This window comes from Kitasatospora sp. NPDC096147 (genome assembly GCF_044763225.1).
Classification (GTDB): Bacteria; Actinomycetota; Actinomycetes; order Streptomycetales; family Streptomycetaceae; genus Kitasatospora.
This window is the reverse complement of sequence record NZ_JBIWFX010000015.1, coordinates 55,742-82,407: the sequence shown is the minus strand read 5'-3', so window position 1 is coordinate 82,407 and position 26,666 is coordinate 55,742. Positions and strand designations below refer to the sequence as shown.

General features: G+C 74.9%; 24 protein-coding genes. 14 read left to right on the top strand and 10 right to left on the bottom strand.

What is annotated here, in order from left to right; translation table 11 throughout:
• Positions 1-47: 47 nt before the first annotated feature.
• The 3 genes from ACIRBX_RS32385 to ACIRBX_RS32375 are packed head-to-tail and all read left to right on the top strand — an operon-like array spanning position 48 to position 3,346.
• Positions 48-944: an ABC transporter permease gene (locus tag ACIRBX_RS32385; protein WP_402302599.1), complete on the top strand. Its 897-nt coding sequence runs from the start codon at positions 48-50 to the stop codon at positions 942-944.
• Positions 934-2,142 (top strand): ABC transporter ATP-binding protein, encoded by a 1,209-nt coding sequence (locus ACIRBX_RS32380; protein WP_402302596.1) that lies wholly within the window; start codon positions 934-936, stop codon positions 2,140-2,142. The genes ACIRBX_RS32385 and ACIRBX_RS32380 overlap by 11 nt, the downstream gene beginning before the upstream one ends.
• Before the next feature lie 4 nt (positions 2,143-2,146).
• The gene (locus tag ACIRBX_RS32375; RefSeq protein ID WP_402302593.1) at positions 2,147-3,346 is read left to right on the top strand and encodes a glycosyltransferase family 4 protein; all 1,200 of its coding nucleotides are present in this window, start codon (positions 2,147-2,149) and stop codon (positions 3,344-3,346) included.
• Between the two features lie 66 nt (positions 3,347-3,412).
• Here the strand turns inward: ACIRBX_RS32375 and ACIRBX_RS32370 are convergent, their stop codons facing one another.
• From ACIRBX_RS32370 to ACIRBX_RS32355, 4 genes are all read right to left on the bottom strand, one after another.
• Positions 3,413-4,156, bottom strand: coding sequence for an SAM-dependent methyltransferase (locus tag ACIRBX_RS32370; protein WP_402302590.1), 744 nt, complete (start codon positions 4,154-4,156; stop codon positions 3,413-3,415).
• A gap of 4 nt (positions 4,157-4,160) precedes the next feature.
• On the bottom strand, positions 4,161-5,336 hold the full coding sequence (locus ACIRBX_RS32365) for a glycosyltransferase (RefSeq protein ID WP_402302587.1): 1,176 nt from the start codon (positions 5,334-5,336) through the stop codon (positions 4,161-4,163).
• Positions 5,337-5,834: 498 nt separating this feature from the next.
• Entirely contained in the window at positions 5,835-6,146 is a 312-nt protein-coding gene (locus ACIRBX_RS32360; protein WP_402302585.1) for a hypothetical protein, read from the bottom strand.
• Positions 6,147-6,240: 94 nt separating this feature from the next.
• The gene (locus ACIRBX_RS32355) at positions 6,241-7,098 is read right to left on the bottom strand and encodes an alpha/beta fold hydrolase (RefSeq protein WP_402302583.1); all 858 of its coding nucleotides are present in this window, start codon (positions 7,096-7,098) and stop codon (positions 6,241-6,243) included.
• A 110-nt stretch (positions 7,099-7,208) separates the two neighbouring features.
• Here ACIRBX_RS32355 and ACIRBX_RS32350 point away from each other — a divergent pair, with 110 nt between their 5' ends.
• Entirely contained in the window at positions 7,209-7,982 is a 774-nt protein-coding gene (locus ACIRBX_RS32350) for a glutamate racemase (RefSeq protein WP_402302581.1), read from the top strand.
• Positions 7,983-8,356: 374 nt separating this feature from the next.
• Positions 8,357-9,685: an aspartate--tRNA(Asn) ligase gene (aspS, locus tag ACIRBX_RS32345; protein WP_402302578.1), complete on the top strand. Its 1,329-nt coding sequence runs from the start codon at positions 8,357-8,359 to the stop codon at positions 9,683-9,685.
• An 81-nt stretch (positions 9,686-9,766) separates the two neighbouring features.
• Here aspS and ACIRBX_RS32340 read toward each other — a convergent pair whose 3' ends face one another.
• Together ACIRBX_RS32340 and ACIRBX_RS32335 are read right to left on the bottom strand one after the other, a co-directional pair.
• Positions 9,767-10,555 carry a pentapeptide repeat-containing protein gene (locus ACIRBX_RS32340; RefSeq protein WP_402302774.1) on the bottom strand — a complete coding sequence of 263 codons (789 nt, stop codon included), beginning with the start codon at positions 10,553-10,555 and terminating at the stop codon, positions 9,767-9,769.
• A gap of 394 nt (positions 10,556-10,949) precedes the next feature.
• On the bottom strand, positions 10,950-11,966 hold the full coding sequence (locus ACIRBX_RS32335) for a polysaccharide deacetylase family protein (protein WP_402302576.1): 1,017 nt from the start codon (positions 11,964-11,966) through the stop codon (positions 10,950-10,952).
• Between the two features lie 472 nt (positions 11,967-12,438).
• Here ACIRBX_RS32335 and ACIRBX_RS32330 point away from each other — a divergent pair, with 472 nt between their 5' ends.
• The 5 genes from ACIRBX_RS32330 to ACIRBX_RS32310 all read left to right on the top strand — a co-directional run bounded on the left by ACIRBX_RS32330 (position 12,439) and on the right by ACIRBX_RS32310 (position 16,438).
• Positions 12,439-12,696: a hypothetical protein gene (locus ACIRBX_RS32330; RefSeq protein WP_402302574.1), complete on the top strand. Its 258-nt coding sequence runs from the start codon at positions 12,439-12,441 to the stop codon at positions 12,694-12,696.
• Positions 12,697-13,104: 408 nt separating this feature from the next.
• Positions 13,105-13,836 (top strand): polysaccharide deacetylase family protein, encoded by a 732-nt coding sequence (locus tag ACIRBX_RS32325; RefSeq protein ID WP_402302572.1) that lies wholly within the window; start codon positions 13,105-13,107, stop codon positions 13,834-13,836.
• Complete coding sequence (locus ACIRBX_RS32320; RefSeq protein ID WP_402302570.1) at positions 13,829-15,001, top strand: glycosyltransferase family 4 protein; 1,173 nt, start codon at positions 13,829-13,831, stop codon at positions 14,999-15,001. Before ACIRBX_RS32325 ends, ACIRBX_RS32320 begins: the two co-directional genes overlap by 8 nt.
• Before the next feature lie 37 nt (positions 15,002-15,038).
• Positions 15,039-15,722, top strand: coding sequence for a sugar transferase (locus ACIRBX_RS32315; RefSeq protein WP_402302569.1), 684 nt, complete (start codon positions 15,039-15,041; stop codon positions 15,720-15,722).
• Between the two features lie 110 nt (positions 15,723-15,832).
• On the top strand, positions 15,833-16,438 hold the full coding sequence (locus ACIRBX_RS32310; protein ID WP_402302567.1) for a NeuD/PglB/VioB family sugar acetyltransferase: 606 nt from the start codon (positions 15,833-15,835) through the stop codon (positions 16,436-16,438).
• Between the two features lie 201 nt (positions 16,439-16,639).
• On the opposite strand, the gene ACIRBX_RS32305 is transcribed toward ACIRBX_RS32310, so the two are convergent.
• Complete coding sequence (locus ACIRBX_RS32305) at positions 16,640-19,540, bottom strand: ATP-binding protein (RefSeq protein ID WP_402302565.1); 2,901 nt, start codon at positions 19,538-19,540, stop codon at positions 16,640-16,642.
• Between the two features lie 30 nt (positions 19,541-19,570).
• Between ACIRBX_RS32305 and ACIRBX_RS32300 the strand changes: the two genes are divergently transcribed.
• The gene (locus ACIRBX_RS32300; protein WP_402302563.1) at positions 19,571-20,071 is read left to right on the top strand and encodes an NUDIX hydrolase; all 501 of its coding nucleotides are present in this window, start codon (positions 19,571-19,573) and stop codon (positions 20,069-20,071) included.
• 36 nt (positions 20,072-20,107) lie between these two features.
• Here the strand turns inward: ACIRBX_RS32300 and ACIRBX_RS32295 are convergent, their stop codons facing one another.
• Together ACIRBX_RS32295 and ACIRBX_RS32290 are read right to left on the bottom strand one after the other, a co-directional pair.
• On the bottom strand, positions 20,108-21,037 hold the full coding sequence (locus tag ACIRBX_RS32295; RefSeq protein WP_402302561.1) for an NAD-dependent epimerase/dehydratase family protein: 930 nt from the start codon (positions 21,035-21,037) through the stop codon (positions 20,108-20,110).
• Between the two features lie 148 nt (positions 21,038-21,185).
• Positions 21,186-21,707 carry a PTS-dependent dihydroxyacetone kinase phosphotransferase subunit DhaM gene (locus ACIRBX_RS32290; protein WP_402302558.1) on the bottom strand — a complete coding sequence of 174 codons (522 nt, stop codon included), beginning with the start codon at positions 21,705-21,707 and terminating at the stop codon, positions 21,186-21,188.
• A 258-nt stretch (positions 21,708-21,965) separates the two neighbouring features.
• On the opposite strand from ACIRBX_RS32290, the gene ACIRBX_RS32285 reads away from it, so the two are divergent.
• From ACIRBX_RS32285 to ACIRBX_RS32275, 3 genes are all read left to right on the top strand, one after another.
• On the top strand, positions 21,966-22,184 hold the full coding sequence (locus ACIRBX_RS32285; RefSeq protein ID WP_402302557.1) for a DUF397 domain-containing protein: 219 nt from the start codon (positions 21,966-21,968) through the stop codon (positions 22,182-22,184).
• Between the two features lie 703 nt (positions 22,185-22,887).
• Positions 22,888-23,382 carry a hypothetical protein gene (locus ACIRBX_RS32280; protein ID WP_402302554.1) on the top strand — a complete coding sequence of 165 codons (495 nt, stop codon included), beginning with the start codon at positions 22,888-22,890 and terminating at the stop codon, positions 23,380-23,382.
• A gap of 304 nt (positions 23,383-23,686) precedes the next feature.
• Complete coding sequence (locus ACIRBX_RS32275) at positions 23,687-24,835, top strand: acyl-CoA dehydrogenase family protein (RefSeq protein ID WP_402302552.1); 1,149 nt, start codon at positions 23,687-23,689, stop codon at positions 24,833-24,835.
• Positions 24,836-25,148: 313 nt separating this feature from the next.
• Here the strand turns inward: ACIRBX_RS32275 and ACIRBX_RS32270 are convergent, their stop codons facing one another.
• Complete coding sequence (locus tag ACIRBX_RS32270) at positions 25,149-26,288, bottom strand: aminoglycoside phosphotransferase family protein (RefSeq protein WP_402302551.1); 1,140 nt, start codon at positions 26,286-26,288, stop codon at positions 25,149-25,151.
• Between the last annotated feature and the right edge of the window lie 378 nt (positions 26,289-26,666).

Sequence of the window (26,666 nt, the reverse complement as noted above, 5' to 3'; positions counted from 1 at the left end):
CCCTGGCGGCGGCCGGTATCACTCGGCACCGGAGAAGGCGGGGTTCCGTGGGGGGACAACGCGCGCAGGTCCTCGATCAGCGCGAAAACCAGACGGCGGCCCGGCGGCCGGGGGCCGAGGGTCCCCCGCCGGAGCTGGTCTTCAAGCGGCGGCTCCGCCCGGCCCAGGTGGCCCGGGAGCTGCTGGCGGCACGCGAGTTGGTGCGTGCCCTGGCCGAGCGCGACCTGCGCGCCCGGTACAAGCAGGCGGTGCTCGGCTTCGCCTGGGCGGTGCTCACGCCGCTGGCGCTGTGCACCATCTTCACCTTGGTCTTCCAGCGCGCGGTCAAGATCGACACCGGCGACGTGCCGTACCCGCTGTTCGCCTACGTGGGCCTGATCGTCTGGCAGTTCTTCAGCAACACCATGAACCAGGGTGCGCTGAGCCTGGCCAACAACCTCAGCCTGCTCAACAAGGTCTACTGCCCGCGCGAGGTCTTCCCGCTGGCCACCATGCTGGTCGCCAGCGTGGACATGCTGATCGGCATCGGCGTGCTCGGCGTGCTGTTCCTGGCCTTCTGGACGGCGCCGGCGGCCACCTTCTTCTGGGTGTTCCCGCTGCTGCTGATCCAGCTCGCGTTCACCTACGGCGTGGCGCTGGTGCTCTCGGTGGCGGTGGTCTACCTCCGCGACGTCCGCCACCTGCTGCCGATCATCACGCAGATGGGCGTCTTCGCGACCCCGGTCGCGTACCCGCTGTCGCAGATCCCGCAGAAGCTGCAGGAGATCTACGTGGCCTTCAACCCGCTCGGTGCGGTGATCGAGGGCTACCGCCGGGCGCTGCTGTACGGCCAGGCCCCGGACCTCACCCTGACCGGGATCGCCTCGGCGAGCGCGCTGGTCGTGCTCCTCGGCGGCTACCTGGTGTTCAAGAAGCTGGAGACGGGGATCGCCGATGTCGCGTGAACTCCTGAGCAAGGACCTGCCGCTGGGCACCATCCGCACCGAGCACGTGTGGAAGCGGTTCAAGGCGGACCAGCAGCGGATGCTGCTGCGCGACAAGGTCGAGCAGGTCACCCGGAAGCTGCGCGGCGGCAAGGGCGAGGACTGGCGCTGGGCCCTGCGGGACATCAACATGCACATCGAGCCGGGCGAGGCGGTCGGCCTGATCGGCTCCAACGGCTCCGGCAAGTCCACCCTGCTGAAGATGCTCACCCGGGTCATGTACCCCTACGGCGGGGTGATCGACGTGCGCGGCCGGATCGGCGCGCTGATCGAGATCCGGGCCGGCATCCACCCCGACCTGACGGGCCGGGAGAACATCTACCTGTTCGGCGCGCTGCTCGGTCTGAAGCGCCGTGAGGTGGCGGGCCGGTTCGACGACATCGTGGAGTTCGCCCGGCTCGGCGGGGCGATCGACCGTCAGGTGAAGTACTACTCCTCCGGCATGCAGATGCGCCTGGGCTTCGCGGTCGCCGCGTACCTGGAGCCGCACGTGCTGCTGGTGGACGAGGTGCTGGCGGTCGGCGACGCGGTCTTCCAGCAGCGCTGCCTGGACCGGATGCGCGAGGTGGCCGAGCAGGGCACCACCATCGTCTTCGTCTCGCACGACCTGCCGGCCGTGGAGTCGATCTGCCGCCGGGGCATCTGGCTGGAGCAGGGCACCGTCCGGGTGGACGCCGGGATCAAGGACGCGCTGGCCGGGTACCGGGACTCCATCGAGGCCCAGTCCGACTCCACCGCCCGGGTCGGCGAGCCGCTCCAGCTGCTCAAGCACTCCATGGTCGGCGAGGGCCGGGAGAACCTCACCACCGACGAGCCGATGACCGTCGAGCTCACCCTCGGCGGCGACTACCGGGGCGACGCCACCCTGCACCTCGGGGTCAGCGAGGGCACCTCCTCGCCGATCTTCCAGATCAGCCACGAGATCCGGCTGACCGGGGAGGACCACCAGGTCGCCTGCGTGATCCCCAACCTGCCGCTCCCGCGCGGCCGTTACACCCTCTGGGCGGGCGTGTACAGCATCGGCAAGACCGACGGCGGGACGCTCATGAGCTGGCACTCGGTCGGCCAGTTCGACGTCTTCGGACCGATGCTCGACACCCCGCCGCGCGCCGTGGTGCTGGCCGCGCCGGTCTTCGTCCCGCACCGTTGGGAGGAGTGAGCCGGTGACCGGTCTCCGGGTCCTGGTCCACCTCAACAACCTGGCGCTGGGTGGCGCCCAGTTGAACGCCGTGGACATCGCCCGCACCATGCGCGACCGCGGGCACCACCCGGTGCTGTTCGCCCAGGGCATCGACGGCCCCGCCCCGCTGGTGGAGCTGGCCGCCTCGCACGGTCTGGACCTGGTCGTCGAGGGCGGCCCGGACACCCCGCACCGGGTGGTCCGCCAGCGCCTCACCCGGCTGGCCGAGGAGCACGGCAGCCAGCTCCTGCACGCCTGGGAGGTCCGGGCCGCCCGGAACTCCTTCTTCGGCCCCGGCCGGCTCGGCCGGCTCCCGGTGGTCACCACCTTCTACGGCATCCGGATGCTGCGCGGCCTGCCCCGGCACCAGCCCCTGGTGCTCGGCCTGGGCGCGATGATGGGGGAGGGCCGGGCCTTCGGCCACCGCGACGTCCGGCTGATCGAGCCGCCCGTCAACACCCTCACCGACGCCCCCGGGGTGGTGGACGGCGCGGACTTCCGCAAGGAACACGGCATCTCCGACGACGAGTTGCTGCTCGCGGTGGTCACCCGGCTGGTGCCCGACCTGGAGAAGGACGAGGGCTCCTTCCTGACCGCCCGCGCGGTCCGCGAGCTGGCCGACCCCCGGGTCCGGCTGATTGTGGTCGGGGCCGGCCCCAGCCTGGACCGGATGCGCGCGGTGGCCGCCGAGGTGAACGGCGACCTCGGCCGTCAGGCGGTGCTGGTGCCGGGGCAGTTGGCCGACCCCAGACCCGCGTACGAGGCCGCCGACGTGGTGCTCGGCATGGGCGGCTCGGCGCTGCGCGGTCTCGCCTTCGGCAAGCCGGTGGTGGTGCACGGCGCGGACGGCTACACCGCCCTGCACGAGCCCGGCCCGCTGGTCGAGCCGCACGCCTCCCGCTGCATGTACGGCTTCGGCGACGGCAGCCGCCGCCCCGAGGCCCTGGCCGCGCAGCTGAGGCCGCTGCTCGACGATCCCGGACTCCGGGCCTCGCTGGGCGGTTGGGGCCGGGAGTGGGTGGTCGGGCGCTTCTCGCTGGACAACATCACCACCGCCTTCGAGGAGCTCTACCGCGAGGTGCTGACCGTCCCCCCGGGGCCGTCCAGCTGGTTCCGCGACCTGGAGCAGATGACCCGCTTCGAGTACAGCAAGCCGACCGCGCTCAAGCTGATCGGCCGCTGACACCCCGGCATCCGGGCCCGGTACGGGGACTGACCACCGGTCAGCCTCCGTACCGGGCCCGCGTCATCACGCCCGGCGTAGCAGCAGGGTGACGAAGCCCAGGGTGCTCCGGTAGCCGTTCAGCCAGCCGTCGCGGTGCTCGGTGGCGGTGCGCAGCGCCTCGGCGGCGTCCGGGTGGCCGGGGTGGTCGAGGGCCCACTCCGTCAGCGAGCCGGTCCAGGACCACTCGTAGGCGTCCCACTCCGCGAGGGAGGAGACGTGGGCGTCGACCGGGGCCCAGCCGGCCGCCGCGATCCGGGCGAGCAGCCCGGGCAGGTCGGTATACGCCCCGGCCGGGACACCCAGTGCGGCCAGCGCGGCGGGCCCGGGCGCCCGCTCCCAGAAGCCGACGCCGAGCACCGCGACCCCGTCCGGACCCAGGTGCCCGCTGACCGCCTCCAGGGTGGGCAACACCCCGCCGAAGGCGTGCTCCGCGCCGACGCTCAGCACCACGTCGAAGGGCTGCTCCGCCACCTGCTTGCGCACGTCCCGGTGGTGCAGCCCGATCCGCCGGGCCACCCCGAGTGCCTCGGCCCGCTCCCGGACCCGGCCGAGCGCGGTGGCGTCCAGGTCGACCCCGACCGCCCGCAGACCCGGAGTGCCCGTCAGGGCCCGCAGCAGCCAGGCTCCCTCACCGCAGCCGAGGTCCAGCAGCCGCCCGGCCCGGCCGTCGAGGGCCCGGGCCAGCAGGCGCTCGACGCTCCCGTCGGAGAGCGGCGCGGCGATCGGATGGTGGGTGTGGGCGATCCGGAAGCGCAGGCGAGGGTCCATCGGATCAGTCTGTCCGCGCGGGCTCGTCCGCCGCCAGGGGGCTGCCGTAGGTACGGCCCTTCCAGGCGGCGCCCCGGCCGCGCCAGTGCTGGACCGCCGAGTCCACCGTCATCAGCAGGTAGAGCAGCGCGGTGAACGGCAGCAGCGCCGCCGCCCCGCCCGGCTGCCCGTAGTACCGCAGCATCGGCAGGTACGTCCCCGCCATCAGCGCCCAGGCCGCACCCCCGCAGGCGGCGAGCGCCCACTCCCCGGTCACCAGCCCGGCCACCAGGGCCACCGGCGGCACCAGGTAGACCAGCGCCAGCCCCGCCACCGTCCCGGCCAACAGCCAGACGGAGTGCCGCAGTTGGGCGTACGCACTGCGCGAGACCATCCGCCACAGCGGCCCCAGCCCCGGGTACGGGCGGACGCTGTCCACCTGCTCGGCCAGCCCCAGCCAGATCCGCCCGCCGGTCCGCTTCACCGCCCGGGCCAGCGAGACGTCGTCGATCACCGCCCCCCGGATCGCGGCGACGCCGCCGGCCCGCTCCAGCGCCTCCCGTCGCACCAGCGAGCAGCCGCCCGCCGCGGCGGCGGTCCGGGCACCCGGGCGGTTGCTCCACCGGAAGGGGTAGAGCTGGGCGAAGAAGTAGACGAAGGCGGGCACCACCAGCCGCTCCCACCCGCTCGCCACCCGCAGCCGGGCCATCTGCGAGACCAGGTCCAGCCGGTGGCCCTCGGCGGCGGCGACCAGCGCGGCCAGCGAATCCGGCCCGTGCGCGATGTCGGCGTCGGTGAGCAGCAGGTACTCGGCCCCGCCCGCCTGCTCCACCCCGTGCCGCAGCGCCCAGAGCTTCCCCGTCCAGCCGGGCGGCAGCGGGGGCGGGGTGGTCACGGTCAGCGGCAGGCCGCCCGCCGCGCCGAGGCGCTGCGCCAACGCCCCCGTCCCGTCCGTACTGTGATCGTCGATCAGCACCACCCGGGCGCTCCCCGGGTACCGCTGGGCCAGCACGCTCGGCAGCGACCGCGGCAGCACCTCGGCCTCGTCCCGGGCCGGCACCAGCACCACCACCGAGGGCCACCGCCCCGGCGCCACCCGCCGGGGCAGTCGCTGGTCGGTCCGCCAGAAGAACCCCTGACCGACCGTCAGCCACACCCAGGCGGCCAGGGACACCACCGACACCCACAGCAGCACCGTCACCCTCGGCAGTCTGCCACCGGACCGCACGGCCGGACCGGCACCGCACCGGGCGGCGGGGAGGGAGAGAACGCCTCGCGCCGGACGGAGGGGTGGCCGGTGAGCAGTCAGACGGTGGAGACCGCAGTGCGCTGGGGACGCGGTGCGGTGGGTGGACCGGTTCGTGCACCGGGACGAGGTGCGGCGGGACGCCGAGCTCGCCCGCACCGGCTGCGGCGCCCACCGGTGCGAGCACGTCGGGCCGGGGGAACCGCCGTCGTCCTCCTGGCGGGCGGCGTTGCCGGCCGCGAACGGGCCCTCCGTGCTGCGGGCGACCGGTCCGGTGCCCGGCCGGGCCGGGGCCACGATGGTGCTCCGCGAGGCCCGGGGCGTCTCGCCGGCCGAGGCCGGGGGCCTGGTCGACCGGCTCGGCGGAGACGGGCTGGTAGCCACCCTGGCGGAGCTGGAGCTCCTGCGGACCCGGCTGCTGGGGCAGGGGATACGGACCGGGCTGACGGGCCCTCAGGGCTGGGGCGCCGGACGGGCCCGGGCGGCCTGCGGTCGGCGCCGCTCCTCCCGGTGGAGCGCGGCCAGGGCCGCCAGCAGGCCGGCGATCACGGTGCCGATCATCGCCCGGGGGAGCCCGAAGGCTTCGGCGACGGTCCGGCACAGCGGGGTGCTGAGGGCCGGCAGCAGCGGCATGGCGATCAGCCTCACGTACCAGGGCAGTCGGCGGGTCAGCAGCACCGCGAGCCACCCGGCCACGACGGCCGGCGCCAGGAAGTACAGCGCCGGGAGCACCACGACGACCAGCACCCAGAAGACCGATCCCACCACGCCACCCCCGTGTCCGCGACGGTCCCCACCGCCGATACCGACAAGCCTGGCAGATGAATTGAACGCGTTCAAGTCTGCCGGGGTGTCGGGGTCAGGAGAGGAACCCGGCGACCAGCTCGGTGAACCGCTCCGGCTCCTCCACCCACGGCCGGTGGCCCGAACGGTCCATCAGCTCCAGCCGGGCGTCCGGGTAGAGGGCCGCCGCCAGCCGGGCCGGTGCCGTCCCGATCAGTCCGTCCGAGGCCCCGGCCAGGACCAGGACCGGCACGCCGACCGCCGCCAGGCGGGCCAGCCGCTGCTCCCGGTCGGCCGGGGCGGGGGCGCCGGCGTAGTAGGCGGCGCGCAGCCAGGGGTGCGGGGAGCCGTGCTCGGGCCGGTGCTCGACGTGGCGGTCGTCGTCCCAGTGGTGCCAGGAGAACGGGGTGACCAGCCGCCCCAGTGCGGCCAGTTCGGCTCCGGAGAGGTCGCCACCTCCGGCGAGCAGCCGGTGCGCCTCGGCCGCGTCCGGGTACCAGGGCTCGCCGGAGCGGGCCTCCCGCAGCCGGGTCAGCTCCGCCTCGTCCGGCTCCCGGGTGACCCGACCGACCGGGGTGACCAGCACCAGCCGCCGCACCCGGCCCGGGTGGGCGGCGGCGTACTCCTGGGCGGTCAGGCAGCCCGCCGAGTGGCCCAGCAGGTCGATCCGTTCCAGCCCGAGCAGCTCGCGCAGTGCCTCCACGTCCCGGGCCTGCTCGGTGAAGGAGACCGTCCCCCGGTCGGCCGGGACCGCCGAGCGGCCGGTGGCGCGCGGGTCCAGCACGACCAGCTGCCGACGGTCCGTCAGCCCGCCCAGGTCGCCCAGGTAGCGCAGGTCCATCCCCGGGCCGCCGGGGAGCACCACCAGCGGCGGCCCCTCGCCGAGGAGTTCGTACCAGAGCGAGGTCCCGTCGTACGTCTCGAAAGCAGGCATGGCAGGCACCCTCACACACCGTCCGCCCCCGCACCAATGCCTTTCCGACCGGTGGAACGGCGGCCGGCGCCGCCCGCCCGGGCGGGGGCGGTCCAGTAGAGTCATGTGCTGTGAAGATCGCACTGGTGGACTCCGGAATCGGCCTGCTCGCCGCGGCCGCGGCCCTGCGACGGCTGCGCCCCGACGCCGATCTGGTGCTCTCCTCCGACCCGGACGGGATGCCCTGGGGCCCCCGGACCCCGGACGACCTCAGCGAGCACGCGCTCGCCTGTGCCCGGGCCGCTGCCGCGCTGGCGCCGGACGCGCTGGTGATCGCCTGCAACACCGCCACCGTGCACGCGCTGGACGCCGTCCGGGCCGAGCTGGAGCCGGCGCTGCCGGTGATCGGCACCGTCCCGGCGATCAAGCCGGCCTCCGCCGGCGGAGGCCGGGTGGCGATCTGGGCCACCCCCGCCACCACCGGCAGCCCGTACCAGCGCGGCCTGATCCGGGAGTTCGGCGGCTCGGCCGAGATCACCGAGGTGGCCTGCCCCGGCCTGGCCGACGCGGTCGAGCGGGCGGACGCCACCGCGACCGCCGCCGCCGTCGCGGACGCCGCCGCCCGGACCCCGGCCGGCACCGAGGTGCTGGTGCTCGGCTGCACCCACTACGAGCTGGTGGTGGAGCAGATCCGCGCCGCCGTCTCCGAGCGGGGCTCCGCGCCGGTCTTCCTCGGCTCGGCCGACGCGGTCGCCGCCCAGGCGCTGCGCCGGATCGCGCCCGGCACCCCGGAGGGCTCCGGCACCCTGACGGTGCTGCACACCGGCCGCGCCGCCGCGCTGCCGGCGGCCGCGCTGAGCTACCCGGAGGGCCGCCTGCTGGCCGGGCTCGTCCGGGCCCGCTGAGCCGTCACGGGCCTCCTCGCCCCGGAGCACCAGCGGGAGGATCCCCGTCCCCGCGTCAGCACCGGAAAGGTCCTTGCACGTCCGGAGCCTGCTGCCTATCCTCGTCGCAACGCGTCGACGGAGACGAGTAGCCGAGGACCCACGCGAGCAGAGAGAGCCGCCGGAAGCTGTGAAGGCGGCCTCGCGTCCGAGGTGAAGACCCTCCCGAGTGCGGGGAGGAACGGTCCGCCAGGATCCGATGCCCCGCCGGCCCGCCCCCGTCACCGGGCGACTCGAGGCCACCTCCGCGTGAGGCGGCGAAAGTGCGGTGGTACCGCGAGCACCCTTCTCGCCCGCACTCCCAAGGGATCATGACGACAGCCACGGAGGCTGCGATGATCCACCCCACGAGCCCCACGACGGGCCGTGTCCTCTGTACCGACCTCCCGCTGCACCTCGAAGGCCCGGTCACGGTCTCCGGCTGGGTGCACGCGCTCCGGCTCCAGCGCGCCCTGCAGTTCCTGGTGCTGCGCGACCACACCGGCCAGGTCCAGGTCACCCACCGCCGCGACGGCGGCGAGCTGGAGGCCCTGCTGGACTCCCTCACCCCCGAGTCCGCCGTGCGGATCACCGGCCGGGTGGTGACGGCCCCGCAGGTGAAGCTGGGCGGCCTGGAGATCGTCCCCGAGCGGGTCGAGGTGCTCAACCGGGCCGAGACCCCGCTGCCGATCGACGACCGGACCGGCCCCGAGCAGCGGCTCGACCACCGCTTCCTGGACGTCCGCCGCCGGGCCGCCGCCCAGCTGCTGTTCGCCGTGCAGACCACCTTCGAGCAGGCCGTGCGGGAGTACGCGGTGGCCGAGGGCTGCACCGAGATGCACACCCCCAAGTTGATGGGCTCGGCCTCCGAGTCCGGTGCCGAGGTCTTCCGGGTCGGCTACTTCGACCGCTCCGCCTACCTGGCCCAGTCGCCGCAGTTCTACAAGCAGATGGCGGTGGCCGCCGGGATCGACCGGGTGCTGGAGATCGGACCGGTCTTCCGGGCCGAGCCCTCGTACACCTCCCGGCACGCCACCGAGTTCACCGGCCTGGACGTCGAGCTGGCCTGGACGGACGGCGTCGAGGACGTGATGGCCTTCGAGGAGGCGATGCTGGCCCACGCGGTCGGGAAGGTCGCCGAGGCGCACGGGGCGGCGGTCCGCGAGGTGTTCGGCGTGGAGGTGGTGGTGCCCGCGCTGCCGTTCCCCCGGATGACCATGGCCGAGGCCCAGGAGGTGCTGCGGGCCGACGGCTGGGACCCGGAGGGCCAGAAGCAGGACCTCGACCCGGACGGCGAACGGCGGATCGCGGCGTACGCGCGGGAGCGGTTCGGCCACGAGTTCCTGTTCGTCACCCACTACCCGGCTGCCATCCGGCCGTTCTACCACCGCCGACCGGAGGGCCGGCCGGACCTGACGCTCAGCTTCGACCTGCTCTGGAAGGGACTGGAGGTCACCACCGGGGCCCAGCGCGAGCACCGCTCCGAGGTGCTGCTGGCGCAGGCGGCGGAGAAGGGGATGGAGACTGGCCCGATGCGGGAGTACCTGGACGTCTTCCGCTTCGGCTGCCCGCCGCACGGCGGCTTCGGTGCCGGGCTGGCCCGGCTGCTGATGGTGATGCTCGGGCTGGAGTCGATCCGCGAGGCGGTCTTCCTGTTCCGGGGCCCGAACCGGCTGACGCCCTGACGTCCGGTCACCCGGGGCAGCCGGTGGGTCGGGCCTGACCGCCGGGGACACCCCTCGGCTCCCGTGCGGGGGCGAGGGGTGTCAGCTCCAGTGGGCCGGCCGCTCCAGGCCGACCGGCAGGCGGGTGGCGGCGTCGCCCCGGGCGGCGGTCAGCTGGGACGGGGTGAGGAACAGAGCACCCGTCAGGTCCGCCCCCGCGAGGTTCGCGTCCCGCAGGTCGGCGCCGATCAGGTCCGCCTCCCGCAGGTCCGCCTTCCGCAGGTCGGCCGCGATCAGGTACGCACCGCGCAGGTTGGCCGCCCGCAGCTTCGCCCCGGCGAGGCGGGCGCCGATCAGGTCGGCACCCCGGTGGCTGCGCTTCTTGCCGGGCACGGCGGCCCGGTACAGCTCGCTGGCGCACAGCAGCAGTTCGCTGACCCGCTGACGCACCGTCGGGAGGTCCACCGCGAGCAGCTCCGCCGGGCTGCCGAGGGTCAGCGCGCGGACATCGGCCAGTTCGGCCGTCAGCTCCGCGCGGACGGCGCCCACCTGGGGGAGGGCGGCGGCCTCGGTCAGGTACCGGAGCAGCTCGTGCAGCTGCCGCACCACCGGGAAGACCTCGAACATCTCGGCGGCGGAGGACGGCTCGGCGCGCCAGCTCCGGCCGCCGTAGGTGTGCTGGGACACCTTCTGGCCGGCGCCGAGGCAGTCGAAGACGGTGCAGCCGGTGAAGCCCGAGGTGCGCAGCTGGGTGTGGATGCCGCACCGGAAGTCGTCCTTGAGGTTCCGGCACGGCGTCCCGGCGGACTTGTTCACCGCGAAGTCGGCCGACTTGGCGAACGGCAGGGCGACGCAGCACAGCCCGAAACAGTTCGCACAGTCGGACACCAGCTCAAGGCTCTCGGCCACCACGGACGCACTCCAGCAGAGAAGAAGGACGGGGACGACCGTCCCATCCTCCCAGGTCGCCCGCCGAACTCCGCCGGTCACCGATCACGCGAGGCCCGCAAGGCAAGGCGCTCAGGCGGGCGGCGAACACGCGAGGTCCGCACGGCAGGCGCTCAGGGGCGCGAGACTGTGCTGCTGTGCGGCTCCGCCACGGGGCGCGAGTCGGAAGGCGGCCCGCCTGCCCCTGACCCGCCGTCAGCCGGTTGCCCGTACTGCCTTCCCGCCCCGCGCGCACGCGGCGGAGCCGCACACCAGCGGAGCCGCACACCAGCAGGGCCTTGCGCCTCCAGGTCGCTGCAAGGGGACCTCGCGCGCCCAGGACTCCGCCGGCCGTCGGTCAGTCGGCCAGGGCCGGTCTCCCGCGCAGGCGCTGCACGGCGGGCTCCAGGCCGGAGAGGATGGTGTCGAAGCGGCGGGCGCTGGTGGTGCAGTCGACCTGGAGGCGGCTGATCCGGAGCGGGTGCTCGGGGATGCGCGGGCCGAGCCGGTGGTCGGAGAGGAAGCCCAGCCGGTAGCCGAGCTGCCGGAGCAGGGTGTCCGCGCGCGGGTCGTAGCCGCCGTTGGGGTAGGCGAAGGCGGTCGGGGCCTCGCCGAGCCAGTCGGTGAGGGCCCGGTGGGCGCCGGTGATCTCGGCGTCGACGGTGGCGTCGTCGCACTTGCTCAGGCAGGGGTGCCCCAGCGTGTGGTTGCCGATCGCCACCTGACCGTCCCTCAGCTCCCGCAGGTCGGCGGGGGAGAGCTGCTGCTGCCCCGGCGGACGCCGGTGCGCGCTGACCCGCAGCTCGGCCAGGCTGCGGCGCCGGTCCGGGTCGGGCAGGGTCTTCAGCCGGGCGAGCAGCTGGTCGGGCCGGGCCAGGCTGCGCAGCGAGCGGGCCTGCCCGCCGTTGCGGGCCAGGAAGGCGGCCTCGTGCCACCAGAACGGCCGCTCGGTCCCGATCAGCTCGGCGATCACGAAGGCGGCGGCCGGGATGCCCCGGGCCGTCAGCTCGGGGAGGGCGTGGGTGAGGACGGTCCGGTCGGCGTCGTCGAAGGTGATCAGCACCGAGCGCGGCGGCAGCGGGCGGCCCTCGGCGATCGAGCGCTCGACGTCCTGGAGCGAGACCGGCGTGGCCAGGCGGCGCAGCCGGTCCAGCTGGGCGCCGAAGGAGCCGGGGTCGGTGACCCCGTGGTACGCCAGGACGGCCAGGCGCTGAGCGGCCCGGGCCCGGAACAGCGGCTGGGCGGGTGAGAAGCGCAGCCAGCCGCCCCGGTCCCGGTCGGTGGCCGGGCCCTCGGTGCCGTCGGGGCCGGTGGCGGTGGCCGGGACGGCGTGGGCGGTGACGGACGGTGAGGTGTCGCTGGGACGGCTGGTCATGGTGGTGACGGTGGTGTCTGACTGCGGCACTGGGCCCCCCTCGGTCGCCGGTGCGGCGTGGCGGTACCACCGGGACGCCCTGACCGTGCCCCGGCTGCCTCGGGACGGCGGCGCCGCCTTCGGCGGGCCGACCGTGGCTGGGGACTCCCAACCCGTGCCACGGACGGCCTGCACTGCTGAACCGGACGGGCCGGCAACCGGGGGGAACGTCTCGGACGCTGCTCCTGCGCGCGCCCCGCCGGTTGCCGGCCTGCCCGGCGTGCCCGCCGGAGCGGGCCTGGATCTGGATCGTTCAATGTAGTGGAGACCGCCGAAGGGTGCCGATGGTTGTACGGCCTTCGGCGAGTTTTCGCGGCGGCGTGCGGGGGCCGGGGAGTGGCGTGCGGGGGCGCGCGGGAGTGCGCCGGGAGCGCGGCGACCCGGGCCCTTCTTCACATCTCGTCAGCCCCGCTCCGGTTGTACCGTGGGTGGCATGAGCCAGACGGAACGTGATCATGGTGGCCCCCGGATCGGACCCTTCGGCGGGGCCGGTCTGCACCGGTACCAGCTGCCGCTGACCGCCGTCGGCGCGGCCTGCATCGCGATGGGCATCGTGACCGCGGTCCTGGTGCCCGAGAGCGACGGTCCGGCCTGGGTGATGGCGGTCGCCGGCTGCCTGGCCACCGGCGTCCTGCTGCTCGCCCGGGTCGCCTTCGCCCGTCTGCGCCCCGGCGGCGGCACCGCGCACTGAGCCCGCCCGGCCGGGCCCGGGGCACCCACCGGACCCGCTGCCGGGCCGGGCCGCGGCCCCGCTCCGGCGCCGTTCCGGCCCCGCTCCGTTCCCCTCGGGAGCCCGGCCTCCGGTGACTCGCCGTGACACTCCGGGGGTCGCAGCGTGCCCGGTTCCGATCGGACCGGCCGATTTTCGGCCTATCTGCGCTTTTCTTTCACAAGTTCCCGGCACCGGCCCCACGCATCCCCCTAGTCTGGGCTCGCCCGGCCGCCGACCGCTGCCGGGGGCAAGGCCACTTGCGCCGCCGGGGAGGGTGGCGCCGAGGGGGGAACGATCGTGGGCAGTGCTGCGTCCGGTGGCATCCGGGGCAGGGTCAAACAGCAGTTGGCGCGGGCTGCCGGGAGCGTCCCCGGCGAAGGCGCCACCGTGCTGATCTACCACCGGGTGGGTGGTGGCTCCAGCGACGAACTCGACGTCTCGACGGCCGACTTCACCGCCCAGATGGACCTGCTGGCAGAGCTGCCGCCCGGCCGGGTGAGCAGCCTCGACGAGGCGGCCGACCGCCTCGCGTCCGGCCGCCGCACCCCGAGCACGGTGATCACCTTCGACGACGGCTTCGCCGACGTCTACGAGAACGCCTGGCCGCTCCTGAAGGAGCGCGGCCTGCCCTTCACCATCTACCTGGCGAGCGGTCAGGTGGGCGGTGAGATGCGCTGGGAGGGCTCCACCGCGAAGGAGACCGGGGCGCCCGGGCTCAGCTGGGAGCAGCTGCGCGAGTTGGCCGGTTCCGGTCTGTGCACGGTGGCCAACCACACCCGCACCCACGTCCGGCCGGAGCTGCTCTCCACCGCCGAGCTGGACGGCTGCAACGACGACATCGAGGAGCGCCTCGGCGTCCGGCCGCAGCACTTCGCCTACACCTGGGGCGTGCCCGTCCCGCACCTGGACGCCGCGCTGCGGTCCCGCTTCCGGACCTCGGCCACCGGCCAGGTCGGGCGGAACCTGCCCGGCTTCGACCCGGCCCGGTTCTGCCGGGTGCCGGTCCGCCGCACCGACCCGATCGACTTCTACCGGGCCAAGCTCTACGGCCGCCTGATACCCGAACGGGCCTACGCCCGGATCGTGGCCACCGCGAAGGCGGTCGGCGCCCGTGCCTGACGCCCTGTCACCCCGCCTGCGCGGCCCGCACGGCCGCCCGCTCAGGGTCGCCCACCTCACCACCGTCGACATGAGCCTCCAGCTGCTGCTGGCCACCGAGCTCAAGGTCGACCTGGAGGCCGGCTTCGAGACCTACGGCATCAGCGCCCCGGGCCCCTACGTCGAGCAGCTCACCGCGATCGGCGTCCGGCACGAGCCGCTGCACGCGCTGACCCGGGCCTGGGAGCCGAAGGCCGACCTGGCCGCCGCCCGCGAACTGCTCGCGGTGCTGCGCCGGATCGAGCCCGACGTGCTGCACACCCACAACCCCAAGACCGGGGTGATGGGCCGCATCCTCGGCCGCCTCGCCGGGGTGCCGGTGGTGGTCAACACCTGCCACGGCCTCTGGGCGCAGGCCCACGACCCGATCGCCAAGCGGGCCTTCGTGCTCGGCGCCGAGGCCTTCGCGGCCCGCTTCTCGCACGCCGAGCTCTACCAGAACGGCGAGGACCGGACGACCCTGGCCCGCGCCGTGCCGGCCCGCCGCTCCCGGGTGGTGGGCAACGGCGTGGACCTCTCCCGGTTCGGCGACGACCCGGCCGCCCGGGCCCGCATCCGGGCCGAACTCGGCGTCGCCGACGACGAGTTGCTGGTCGGCGGGGTCGGCCGCCGGGTCGCCGAGAAGGGCATCGTCGAGTACGCCGAGGCGGCCCGCGCGCTGGCCGGGAAGGCCCGGTTCGTCTGGGTCGGCCCGCAGGACGCGGACAAGCCGGACGCGCTGGCCGAGGAGGAGAAGGGCGTCGAGTACCTCGGCAGCCGCTCCGACATGCCGCAGGTCTACGCCGCGCTCGACGTCTTCGTACTCCCCTCCTACCGGGAGGGGTTCTCCCGCTCCGCCATGGAGGCCGCCGCCAGCGGTCTGCCGATGGTGCTGAGCGACATCCGGGGCTGCCGGGAGATCGGCACCCACGGCGAGCACCTGCTGCTCACCCCGCCCGGCGACGCCCGGGCGCTCACCACCGCGCTGGACCGGCTCCTCACCGAGCCGGCCCTGCGTGAGCAGCTGGGCACGGCAGCCCGTCGCCGCGCCCTGGCCACGTTCGACCAACGCGCCGTGGCGGCGGTCTCGCTGGAGACCTACGCCGCGGTGGCCAGAGCCAAGCGGTTGGCCTGGCCGGTCGGCTGAGGCCACCTCACCACCACACCCGCTGGGGGAGAAGAAGATGAAACGAGGGGGGGACCTCGTGGTCACCGTGCTGGCGGGGAGCATCGCGCTTCCGCTGGGGCTGGTGATCGCGATCCTGATCCGCTGCACCATGGGCGGCCCGGTGATCTTCCGTCAGACCCGGACCGGCCGGGGCGGCCGGGAGTTCAGCATCCTGAAGTTCCGCACCATGCGCGACATGCGCCACCCCGACGAGCCGGACGCGCCCCGGATCACCCGGCTCGGGGCCCTGCTCCGCAAGACCAGCCTCGACGAGCTGCCGCAGCTGTGGAACGTGGTGCGCGGCGAGATGGGCGTGATCGGGCCCCGGCCCACCCTGCCCGAGCAGGTCGTGCACTACTCCGAGCGGCAGCGCGGCCGTCTCGCCGTCCGGCCCGGCCTGACCGGCTGGGCCCAGGTCAAGGGCCGGAACTCGATCACCTGGCCCGAGCGGATCGAGCTGGACCTGGAGTACATCGCCAGGCGCTCGCTCGGTCTGGACCTGCAGATCCTGTTCCTGACCGCCCGGATGCTCCTGCGCCCCACCGGCATCACCGCGGCCGGCGGCGTCAACCCGGGCTTCCCGGCCCCCGTGTCCGTCCCCGCCGTGGCCGTGGCCACCGTCCCGGCGACCACCACCACCCGGATCGTCCTGCCCCGGCAGGCCACCGGCCCGCGCATCCCGGTCGAGGAAGCCTCCTGACCGAGCGTCAGCCGTGCCCCGGTGCTCTCAGCGCACCGGGGCACGGCCGTTCCCGGCACCGGGGACGGTAGCTTTCCGCCCAGTGCCCCACCCCCGAGAGGACCCACCGCATGACCCTGTGGATCGCCGGAGCCGGCGGCGTCGGCCGCGAGGCGCTGGACACCGCCCTGGCCGCCGGGGTCCCGGTGGCCGGCTTCCTGGACGACCGGGCCCGGGGCGGCACCGTCCGCGGACTTCCGGTGCTGGCCCCCGCCGAACTCCCCGCGGGGGCGCCCTACCTGATCGGGATCGCCGACCCCTCGGTGCGGGAGCGGCTGTCCGCCCTGCTGGACGGCCTCGGCGGGCGGGCCACCACCCTGGTGCACCCCGGGGCGATCGTCGCACCGGAGACCACCCTCGGGCCCGGCTGCCTGGTGATGGGCGGGGCGTACGTCTCCAGCAGCGTCCGGATCGGGGCGCACAGCCAGGTGCACTACAACGCGACGGTGGGCCACGACACCGTGTTGGCCGAGCTGGTGACGGTCTATCCGGGCGGCAACGTCTCCGGCTCCGTGCACGCCGGGGCCGGCGCCACGGTCGGCAGCGCCGCCGTGGTGCTCCAGGGCCGCAAGCTCGGTCGGCTGGCCTTCGTCGGTGCCGCCGCCGTGGTCACCCGGGACGTGCCGGAGGGCACCACGGTGATCGGATCGCCGGCCCGGCCGATGCAGCGCGGCTGACGCCGGCCTGCTCGGGGCTGCCCGGAGGTGCTCGGGGCTGCCCGGAGGGCAGCCAGGGGCGCGGGGAACTGCGCGAAGGGGAACGCAACGACCCGTGTGCCGGGTACGGCGCTTCACATGCAAGTGAGTGTCCGTACCCGGCACACGGGTCCCGTTCCTCCGCCTCGCGCAGTCCCTGACCGCCCTCCGGGCAGCAGTCCGTCAGGTGGGCTCCTGCTGCGCGGCCAAGGCGGCTGCGTGGGTGCGGAGTTCGGGGATCAGTGCCTGGAGGTCGGGGTGGTCGTCCCGGGGCTCCAGGCCGTCGGCGACCTGGAGCAGGAGGGAGTGAGCCCCCGTCAGGTCCCCGGTGGCGAGCAGGGCGTCGACCGCCGCGAGCCAGCTGGCCACGGCGAGCGGCAGGTCGCCGAAGCGCTGCCAGGTTTGGCCTATGCGGACCAGCAGCTGCCCGTCGCCGGTGCTGCGGGCCAGGGCCGCCGCGTGCCGGAGCAGTGCGTCCGGCCGGTCGGGGGTGCCGAGGGCGTGGTGCGCCCGGGCCAGGTCGTGCCAGGCGCGGGCGGTGAGCCAGTGGTCCTGGTTCATCGCGGCGGCCAGCTCGACCGGCAGCAGCACCTCGACGGCTTCGGCCGGCTCGCCCGCCGCGATCAGGGCCCGGCCGAGCTCGTGCCGGGTGACGGCGGCGGGGAAGACCTGCTCGGCCGCGACGTGGTGGTCGAGTGCGGACCGCAACCGGGCCACCGCCTCGGCCGGTCGGTCGAGCGCCAGCAGGATCTTGGCCACGGCCCGGTCGACCTCCGCCCGTGCCTCGGAGCCGGCCTCCGTCCGGACCGCTTCCAGCTCGGCCAGTGCCTCCTCCGGGCGCCCGGCGGTGCGCAGCGTCCGGCTCAGCAGCAGCCGGGCCGTGAGGAGTTGGGCCGGCCGGTCCTGTCCGGCGAGCAGGGTGACGGCCTGCCGCTGGAACTCGAGCGCCTCCTCCGTCCGGCCCAGGCCGGCCAGTGCCCGCCCCAGGTGGGCGAGCGACCGCGCCTCGTCGAAGGCGTCCCCGTCGGCCCGGGCCCGTTGGACGGCGTCCTCGAAGGCGGCTGCGGCGGCGGCCGGCTGCCGGACGTCGATGAGTGCCGCACCGAGCGAGTTCAGCGCGTCCCGGACCATCCGGGGCAGCTCGGCCGTGAGGTCCGCCGGGCTGTCGGGGAGGGGCAGTTCGAGTGTCAGCGCCAGGGCCGCGTACGCCACGGTCAGCGCGGTGCCGGGCAGATGACGGCGATCCAGGTAGCGCTCCAGGTGGTAGCAGAGCACCACCCGCAGGTCGGCCGGCGCGTCGGTGCCGAGCAGCGCCAGTGCCTCGGGGAGCACCGTGTCCAGCCAGCCCAGGCCCTGGGCCCGGCGGACCGCCACCGAGCGGCCGTCGCGCGGGGTGGTGGCGTGCAGGTCGGCGACGGCCTCCCTGGCCCGGCCCTGGTAGACCAGCAGTAGCCGGATCAGCGCGTCCTCGCGCTCCCCGGCCGGGGCCTCCGGGCCGAGGCCGTCCAGGAACAGCCGGATCAGGCCGGGCAGTTCCCACCGCCCGTCGCGGCCGCCGCCACCGGTCACCAGGTGGGCCCGGGCCAGGCCGCGCAGCCGCCGCACGGTGGTCCGCTCGGCCGCGTCGTCCAGCGCCGAGGCCACGTCGGTGGCCACCGGGAACGGGGCGAGTGCCAGCAGCCGGAGCAGCCGGGCCTGGTCGGGCGGCAGGTGACGGTACGACAGGTCGATGACCGCCCGCAGGGTCTGCTCCTCGTCGGCGATCCCGTCCAGGGCGGTGCGCCGGTCGCCGAGCTCCTCGGCCAGCTCGCCCAACGGGAGCCGCCGGTCGGCGGCCAGCAGGGCACCCACCATCCGCAGGGCCAGCGGCAGTCCCTCGCAGAGCCCGGTCAGCGCCGCGGCGGCCTCCGGCTCCCGCTCGAAGCGGCGCTCGCTCCGGCCGGCGGCCCGGGCGTGCAGCCGCAGTGCCGCGAGTGCGGCCGGCCCGGCCAGGCCGGACAGCTCGACCACCTCGGCGCCGGGCAGGGTGAGCCGGTGGCGGGAGGTGACCAGCACCCGGGCGTCCGGGTGGCCCGGCAGGAGGGGGAGCACCTGCGGCAGCGAGGCGGCGTCGTCCAGCACCACCAGTACCGCGCCGTCCCGGGCGGCCAGCAGCGAGCGGTACAGCTGCTCGCGCTCGGGCTGCCCGGCGGGCTGCTCGGCGGCCGGGACGCCGAGCGCCTCCAGCAGCACCCCGAGCGCCCGGACCGGCTCCACCCGGCGGTCCGGCCGGTAGCCGGCCAGGCCGACGAAGAGCGCGCCGCCGGGGAAGGCGCCCTGCGTACGACTCAGCCGGGCGGCCTGGAGGGCGAGTTCGGTCTTGCCGGCGCCGCCCGGCCCGGTGATCAGCACCACCGAGGCCGGGCCGGACTCCGGCGGGGCGGCGTCGTCCGGACGGCCTCCCGCCGGGGGAGCCTGGTCGGCCGGGTCCTCCAGCAGGGCGTAGGGGAGCGGCAGCAACTGCCCGGAGGGGCTGGGTCGGGCGAGCATCCGCAGGTTGTCCGGCACCGGGCCCCAACTGCCGTCCGGCCGGGACATCCGCCAGATCGGTCCGGGCTCGCCCGGAGCCGGTGCGGGCGGGGTCCAGGGCTCCAGCCCGTGCCGGGCGGCGAGGCGCTCGAACGCCCCGGGGGCCTCCGGAGCGGGCGCGGCTCCGGAGGGGGACGCCCCGGCCTCCGGTCCTGGCCCGGTCGCCGTCTCGGCCTCCGGTCCTGGCGTGGCCGCCGCCCCGCCTTCCGGTCCTGGCCCGGTCGCCGTCTCGGCCTCCGGTTCTGGTCCGGTCGCCGCCCCGCCTTCCGGTTCTGGCGCGGCCCGGGAGGCCGTGGCCGGGCCCTCCGGACCGAGCAGCTCCGCCAGCCGGCCGAGCTCCGGCTCCCGTCCGACGAACACCCGCCCGGGCGCCGGCAGCCCGTCCAGCGCGGTGTGCGCCTCGGGCCGGGCCTCGATGACCAGGTGCTCGATCCGGCCGGCCTGGATCACGTCCCGGGCCGAGACGTGACCCTCGATCAGGTTCCGCACGCCCTCCACCGACGGGTGGGAGTCCATGCACACCCCCGGACGGCATAGTCTCGGGCCATGGCTATTCCTTCCTTCCTGGCGGAGCTGCGCTCCGTGGTCGGCACCCGCCCGCTCTGGCTGACCGGTGTGGGTGCCGTGGTCCGCGACGGCGAGGGCCGGGTCCTGCTCAACCGCCGTAGCGACTCCGGCCGTTGGGGGATCGTCGGCGGCATCCTCGACCCGGGGGAGCAGCCCGCCGACGGGCTGGTCCGCGAGGTGTTCGAGGAGACCGGCGTGCTGGCCGAGCCCGAGCTGCTCAGCGCCGTCACGATCTCGCCGATGATGACCTACCCGAACGGTGACCAGGCCCAGTACCTGGACCTGACCTTCCGCTGCCGGGCCGTCTCGGGCGAGGCCAGGGTGAACGACGACGAATCCCTGGAGGTCCGTTGGTTCACCCTGGCCGAGCTGGCCGAACTGGAGCTGGACGAGTACGTCCGCTACCGGCTCGAACTCGCCCTGACCGCCAAGGCCGAGGCGGCCTTCACCTTCACCCCGGGCACCGGCGACCCGGCCTGACGGTCCGTCGGGCCGGGACACCGCCGGACGGTGGGGTCAGAGCGTGCGGAACCACTCCGCGGTGCGCTCCAGGCCCTCCCGCAGCGGCACCGGCACCACGTCCGGGAACAGCTCGCGCAGGCGGGAGTTGTCCGCCTGGGAGTCCCGGACGTCGCCGGCCCGGGGGTCGGTGTGCTCGACCGCCGGGGTCTCGCCCAGCACCTCGCCGAGCAGGCCGATCAGCTCCAGCAGCGAGGTGCGGGTGCCGAAGGCCAGGTTCACCGGGTCGGCGTGCACCACCTTGCGCACCACCGCCTCGCTGATCACCTGGGTGACGGTGCCGACGTAGGTGAAGTCCCGGCTCTGGCCGCCGTCTCCGTGCACGCTCAGCGGGCGCCCGGCCAGCGCGGCGTCCAGGAAGGCCGGGACCACGGCGGCGTAGGCGTGCCCGGCGGGCTGGAGCGGGCCGAAGACGTTGAAGAAGCGCAGCGGCAGCACGCCCAGCCCGTAGCAGTGGTGGTAGGCCGCCAGGTACGCCTCGGTGGCCAGCTTGCTCACCGCGTACGGGCTCATCGGCGCGGTCCGCATGGTCTCCCGCTTGGGCAGCTCCCGGTTCGCCCCGTAGACCGAGGAGGAGGAGGCGGCGGTGACGTGGCCGACCCCGGCCCGGCGGGCGGCCTCCAGCACCTCCAGGGTGCCGGTGGCGTTGGCGTGGTGGCTGGCCAGCGGGTCGGCCACCGAGCGCGGCACCGAGGGCAGCGCGGCCAGGTGGACCACGGCGGAGGCCCCGGCGAACGCCTCGTCCAGCAGGGCCGGGTCCAGGATGGTTCCCTCGTACAGTGTCACGTCGACCCCGTCGAGGTTGGCCTTGCGGCCGGTGCTCAGGTTGTCCACCACCGCGACCTCGGCCACCTCGGGCCGGTCCAGCAGCGCGCGCACCAGATTGGCCCCGATGAAACCGGCTCCGCCGGTAACGACCACCCGCATCTGTCCTGCTCCCCACCTTCGTCGGCCCGGGTTCTCCCGCCCCGGACGCACTGCGCCGCATCGTAGCGACGCACTCCGGCCGACGTGCCGCAAACGGGGCAGCGGGCGCCGACGGGGGAGCTGGCGCCGACGGGGGATCAGGGCCCGCTCAGAGCTTGCGCTGGCGGTACATCTCCTCGGCCGCGTCCAGCACGGCGGCCAGGTCCCCGCCGGCCGAGGCGGTGGCCACGGCGGCCACCGCGCCCTCCACGAACGGCGCGTCGGCCAGCCGGACCGGGAACGGCAGGCCGTGCTCGTCCGCCTGGGCCAGCAGTGCCCGGACGGTGGAGACCGCGCTGCCCAGGTCGGCCAGCACCGCCACCCCGTGGCCCTGGTCCACCCGCCGGGCCGCCGCCGCGACCAGTACCGCGCTGGTGCCCAGACCGTCCGCCAGGCTCCCGCCGGTGGCCGCCACCGGAGCCGGGTCCGTGCCCCGGGCCAGTCCGGTGGCCAGCGCGGCCACCGCTTCGGCCAGCCGCTGGCTGTGGGAGACCAGCACCACGCCGACCCGCCCGACCCGACCGGGCCCACCGGGGCGCGGAGGCGGAGCGTCCGGCTCCGGCTGCGCGGTGGCGGAGGGCGCCTGTGAGATGGGGATCACATCGGCCCGGGGGTCCTCCCGGCGGTCCATGGCTGCTCCTCGGGGCCTGCGCGACCCGTGGTCTGACGACTCGTAGGGCCCACCCTCTCGCAGCCGCCCGCCCGGCGCAGCCCGGTGCCGCCCGCCGGGTCACCGGCCCGCCGAGGAGCGGTCCTCTAGCACAGGGCAGTCGGCCGTCGCACCCCGAACGGCCCATCTGCCCCTGCCCGGGCGCCGGTTGACGACGTGGCGGGTCCCGCCGGGGCGGGCTGGCTACGCTGGGCCTTCGTCGGAGCGGGAGAAGGGGACATGCCAGTGATCCAGGGGAAGAAGCCGAGTCTGGACCTGACCGGGGCCGAGTGGCTCTCCAGCAGCCAGGGGCCGGGGGACGTGCAGATCGCCTTCGTGGACGGCTACATCGCGATGCGGGACGGCCGGGAGCCGGAGGGGCCGGTGCTGGTCTTCACGCCGGCGGAGTGGAAGGCCTTCGTCCTCGGCGCGCGGGACGGCGAGTTCGACCCGGTGTGAGCCGGTACTCCGTCAGGTGGCGCCGTGAGCTGGTTCTCCGTCAGATCGGGAGGGCGGCCACGGGCCCGGGAGCACCGGAAAGAAATCTGATGGTCGGATACTCGTTGACTGCCGGACAAGTGACGGCTCACGATGAGAGCAGACAGACGCCGTGCCCAACGCCCCCACGCGTCCAGGCACGGCGCCTGCTGTGCGGTCCGGCACGAGTGCCGGGCCTCCTCCCGATGTGAACCCCTGACGTACCTCGGTACGCCGTCGCCGGGAGGGATGGCCCCGGGGTCGAGAGCGACTCGGCCTCCGGTGCCGGTGCCCGGTATCCGCACGCCCCCACGCGGCGGTCTACCGGGCAGGTTCGCGAGCTGCGACGGGCGGGGCCCCGCGAACCTGGCTTGTGGTGTGACTAGTGGTGCAGTCTGTGGGTGTTCCTGCTCTGCATTGACGCTACTCGACGGTCGGCGGACAGCGGAAAACGCTCGGGCAGATGGTTCGGTGTGTCGCACGACTATGTGCAGTGAGGGAACGCGCACGCGGGCGCGCTGCGACAAGCCGCCCCCCGGTGGACCGAGCCCACAGCGGCTGTCGTGCTGAACCGAACGTAGCCCGGACGGTTGCTCAGAGTCAACATTGGTCTCTGAGCGTGGATCTCGGCCCGAGCACCCACCCGCCCCGTGAGCAGGGCGTGACCGCACCGTACGATGGCGTCATGTCATTTCTCCGCCGCCGCTCCGGTACGCCCGCGGGCCCGGACTTCGACGTGCTCGCGATGGATCCGGGCGACTGGCCCGGCGACTTCGGCGCCATGATCATGAGCGGCCCGGACGGCGCCTGTCAGGGGATCTTCCTCCGGTACGACCTGTTCGGCGGCCGCGGCCCCGCGATGTTCATCGGCAACCTCCCCGAGGGCTCGCCGGCCCGCGACGCGGCCGACGGAGTCCCGTTCGAGATCCGTCAGCTGCTCACCGCGCTGGAGAACGAGGAGCCGGTCGACTTCGTCTCGGCCGAGGACTTCCCGGTCATGCTCGGGGACGACCTGCTGATCGTCCGGAAGGTGAAGGTCAGTGAGGAGCGGGTGTTCTGCGCCCAGTTCGGCCGCAGTGACGGCGTCCAGGTGACCATCGCCTCCTGGGACCGGCCGATCGCGGACGACCTGTACCAGCTGCTCAAGCCGCTCCCGGCGGAGATGTTCCAGCAGGGCTGACCGGCCGCGGGTCCACCCCGTGGCCCTTGCTTGACGCTCGTGATCAATGCTTCGTACAGTCACCGGCATGCCGCCCCGCCCGCTGCTGACCAGGCGCAGCTACCTCGACCTGCGGCGCACCGCGAGCGCGGTCTGTCCGGCCGGCTGAGGAGGAGTCATTCCTCCGGCGGTGTGCTCCGGGGCCGATGAGCGGCCACCTCCGGACCGCCGCGCCCCGGCACCGAACGCGCCCCCCGACCCCCGGTGGCGGCGCGTCGTCCGCAGTCCGCAGCGCACCACGCAGCCGCCCCGGAGGCACCCCGCCATGACCGTCACCGACGGCACCCCGTCCATCCCGGACGCCCTCGCCCGCCTGCCCCGGGTGGTGGACCTGCTGGCCGCCCGGGCCGAGGAGCACGACCGGGACGCCACCTTCCCCTACCAGGGCATCGAGGCCGTGCACGAAGCCGGCCTGCTCACCCTGACCGTCGGCCGCCGCTACGGCGGCCCCGGCGCCGGACTGGCCGAAACCGTGCACCTGCTGGCCCAACTCGGCCGGGGTGACGCCTCGGTGGCGGTGCTGGCCGCCGACACGCTGCTGGTCCACGCCGAGCAGGCCCGCACCGGCGGCTGGCCGGCCGCGCTCTACCGCCGGCTGCTGACCGAATCCAGACGGGGCCCGGCCCTGCTCAACACCCTCCCCGGCGAGCCCGGCGAGCACCCCGGCACGCTCGCCCGCCGCGATGGCACCGGCTGGCGGCTGCACGGCCGCGAGGGCTGGTGCGCCGGCGCCGAGGCGCTGGCCTGGATGGCGGTCCGGGCCCGCACCGACGAGGACCAGCCCCGGACCGGCTGGTTCCTGGTGCGCGGCGACAGCCCCGGCATCGAACTGGACCCGGTCTGGGACCAGTTGGGCCTGCGGGCGGCCGGCGGCCAGGAAGTGCTGCTGGACGACGTGGCGGTGGCCGCCGACGCGGTGGTCGGGCTGACGCCGCCCGGCCGCAAGGGCGAGCCCGCCGCCGAGGCCGACCGTCAGGTCACGACGGCTTGGCGCGAACTCGCCCTCTCCGCCGTGCACCTGGGCGTCGCCCGGGCCGCTCAGGAGTGGCTGGTCTCCTTCCTCGGGCGCCGCACTCCGGCCAATCTGACCGAGCCGCTCGCCACCCTGCCGCGGTACCGGGCGGCGGTGGCCGAGATCGAGGTCTCGCTGATCGGCGCGGAGGAACTCCTGCACGGCCTGGCCGCCCGGATCGACCGGGGCGAACGGAGTGCCGCCCTCCGGACCGGGGCCGCCCAGCTCCTGATCAACCGCAGCGCCACCGCGGTCGTCCAACAGGCCGTCACCCTCACCGGCAACCCCGGCCTGAGCCGTCGTCACCCCCTGGAGCGCTACCTCCGCGACCTCCTCACCGGCCGCACCCACCTCCCCTCGGAGGACACCACCCTCGACGCCCTCTCGACCGCCCTCCTCTGACCCCGGGCAGACTGCGGGGGCCGCGCGGACTGCGAGGGCCGGGGACAAAAGGTCACACCGGGGGCGCGAGGAACTGCGCGAGGCGGAAGAACGAGACCCGTGTGCCGGGTACGGACGCTCACTTGCAAGTGAATCTCCGTACCCGGCACACGGGTCGTTGCGTCCCCCTTCGCGCAGTTCCTCGCGCCCCTGACCGCCCTCCGGGCGGTCCGAGGGCGGTCCGAGGGTGGCCCGAAAGGCGGTCCGAGCGGCGCCCCGAAGGGCGGTCAGGGACGCGCCCCGACGGGCGGTCAGGCGCGGTCAGGGGCGGGGTCTAGCGGGTGCCGACCGCCGTGCGGACGGCGCGGCGGGCGAGGGCGGCGTCGTCGTAGAGGCGGCGGATCATGATGCGCTGCTCCTCGCCCGCTCCCGGGACGTCGTGCAGGCGGATCTCCCGCATCAGCACCAGCACCAGGTTCACCAGGAACGCGTCCCGCGCCACCGTCCCGCCGGACTGGGCGAGTTGGCTGATCTGGCGGCGGGCGGCGGTGTCCCCGGAGAGGACGCTCCAGAGCACCGCCAGGTCGTACCCGGGCAGGTACCAGCCGGCCTGCTCCCAGTCGACCAGGACCGGCCCGGAGGGCGCCAGCAGCAGGTTCCCGAGCAGGGCGTCCCCGTGGCAGAGCTGGAGCGGCGCCGAGGCGAGCCCGTGCAGCAGCGCCCGCAGGTCGCCCGCGTCCCGGTCGGTGAGCTGCCCGACCGAGTGGTAGCGGGAGATCTCCAGCTGGTAGTCGAGCGGCTTGCCGAAGACGTCCGTCGGCGGGCGCCAGAGGTTGAGCGAGCGGATCGAGCCGAGCACGGCCCGCAGCTCGCCCGGGGTGGGCGCGTTCACCGGGTGGCGCTCGCGGGCCGCCTGACGGCCCGGCACCCGCTCCATGACCAGCACGCAGCGGTCGTGGTCGGCGGCCACCAGCCGGGGGAGGCGGACCGGCGGACGGTGCCGGACGAAGGCCCGGTAGACCGCGATCTCGTGGTGGAAGCGCTCGATCAGCTGCTCGGCGTGCTCGCTCCGCAGGGCTTGCGGCGCCAGGCACTTGGCGACCACGGGGGCGCGGCCGATGGTGCCGGCGATGATGATGTGTCGGCTGCCTTCGCGCAGGACCTGGCGCGGAAGGAAGCCAGGGCATATCCGCGCGACGTTGGCGAGGACGGCCCGCACCGCCGGGGTCTGCAGGGCGGCGGGGTCCAGGCGGTCGGCGGTGGTCTCCAGCGGCCGGCCGCGCAGCATCCGGTCGCTGCCGGGGCGGTTGCCGTACTGGTCGGCCTGGCGCGGCAGCAGGGGAGTGCGGCCGGCCAGGGCACGCGGGTCGCGGAGGGGGACCGGGCCCGGCCCGGGGCGACCGCCGGCCGCGGTGGGGGGGCGCAGCGCGGTGCGGGGCTGGGTGGGGGTGCCGGTGGTCGCGGTGGAGTACATGGGCTGGTGAGGGTCCCTTCCTGGCCGGCGGCTGGCCTCTGCCGGTGTCTGCTGCGGACTCCCCGGGGCGGCGATGGGTTCGCCGCCGGGGCGGTGGGGTGGAGCGCAGGCGCCGGGCACGGAACGGTGGGTCGGCCTGCGGTCCGCACCCTGGGGAGTGCGGTCCGTTCGCTGACCCTGGCCATGCCCGGCGCCTCCGCGCCACCCGGCCGCGCCACCCCCTCGGATGAGGCCCCGGAACGGCCGTTGACGGTGCCTCAGGCCAGTGCCTGAGCCGTTCTCCGGTGTTCCGACCCGTAGCCGGGGTGGCGCATCTCTACCTGACACCCGGCCGCCACTGGTGCACCATCTGGCGGACCCTGGCGAACCGTGGCGAAT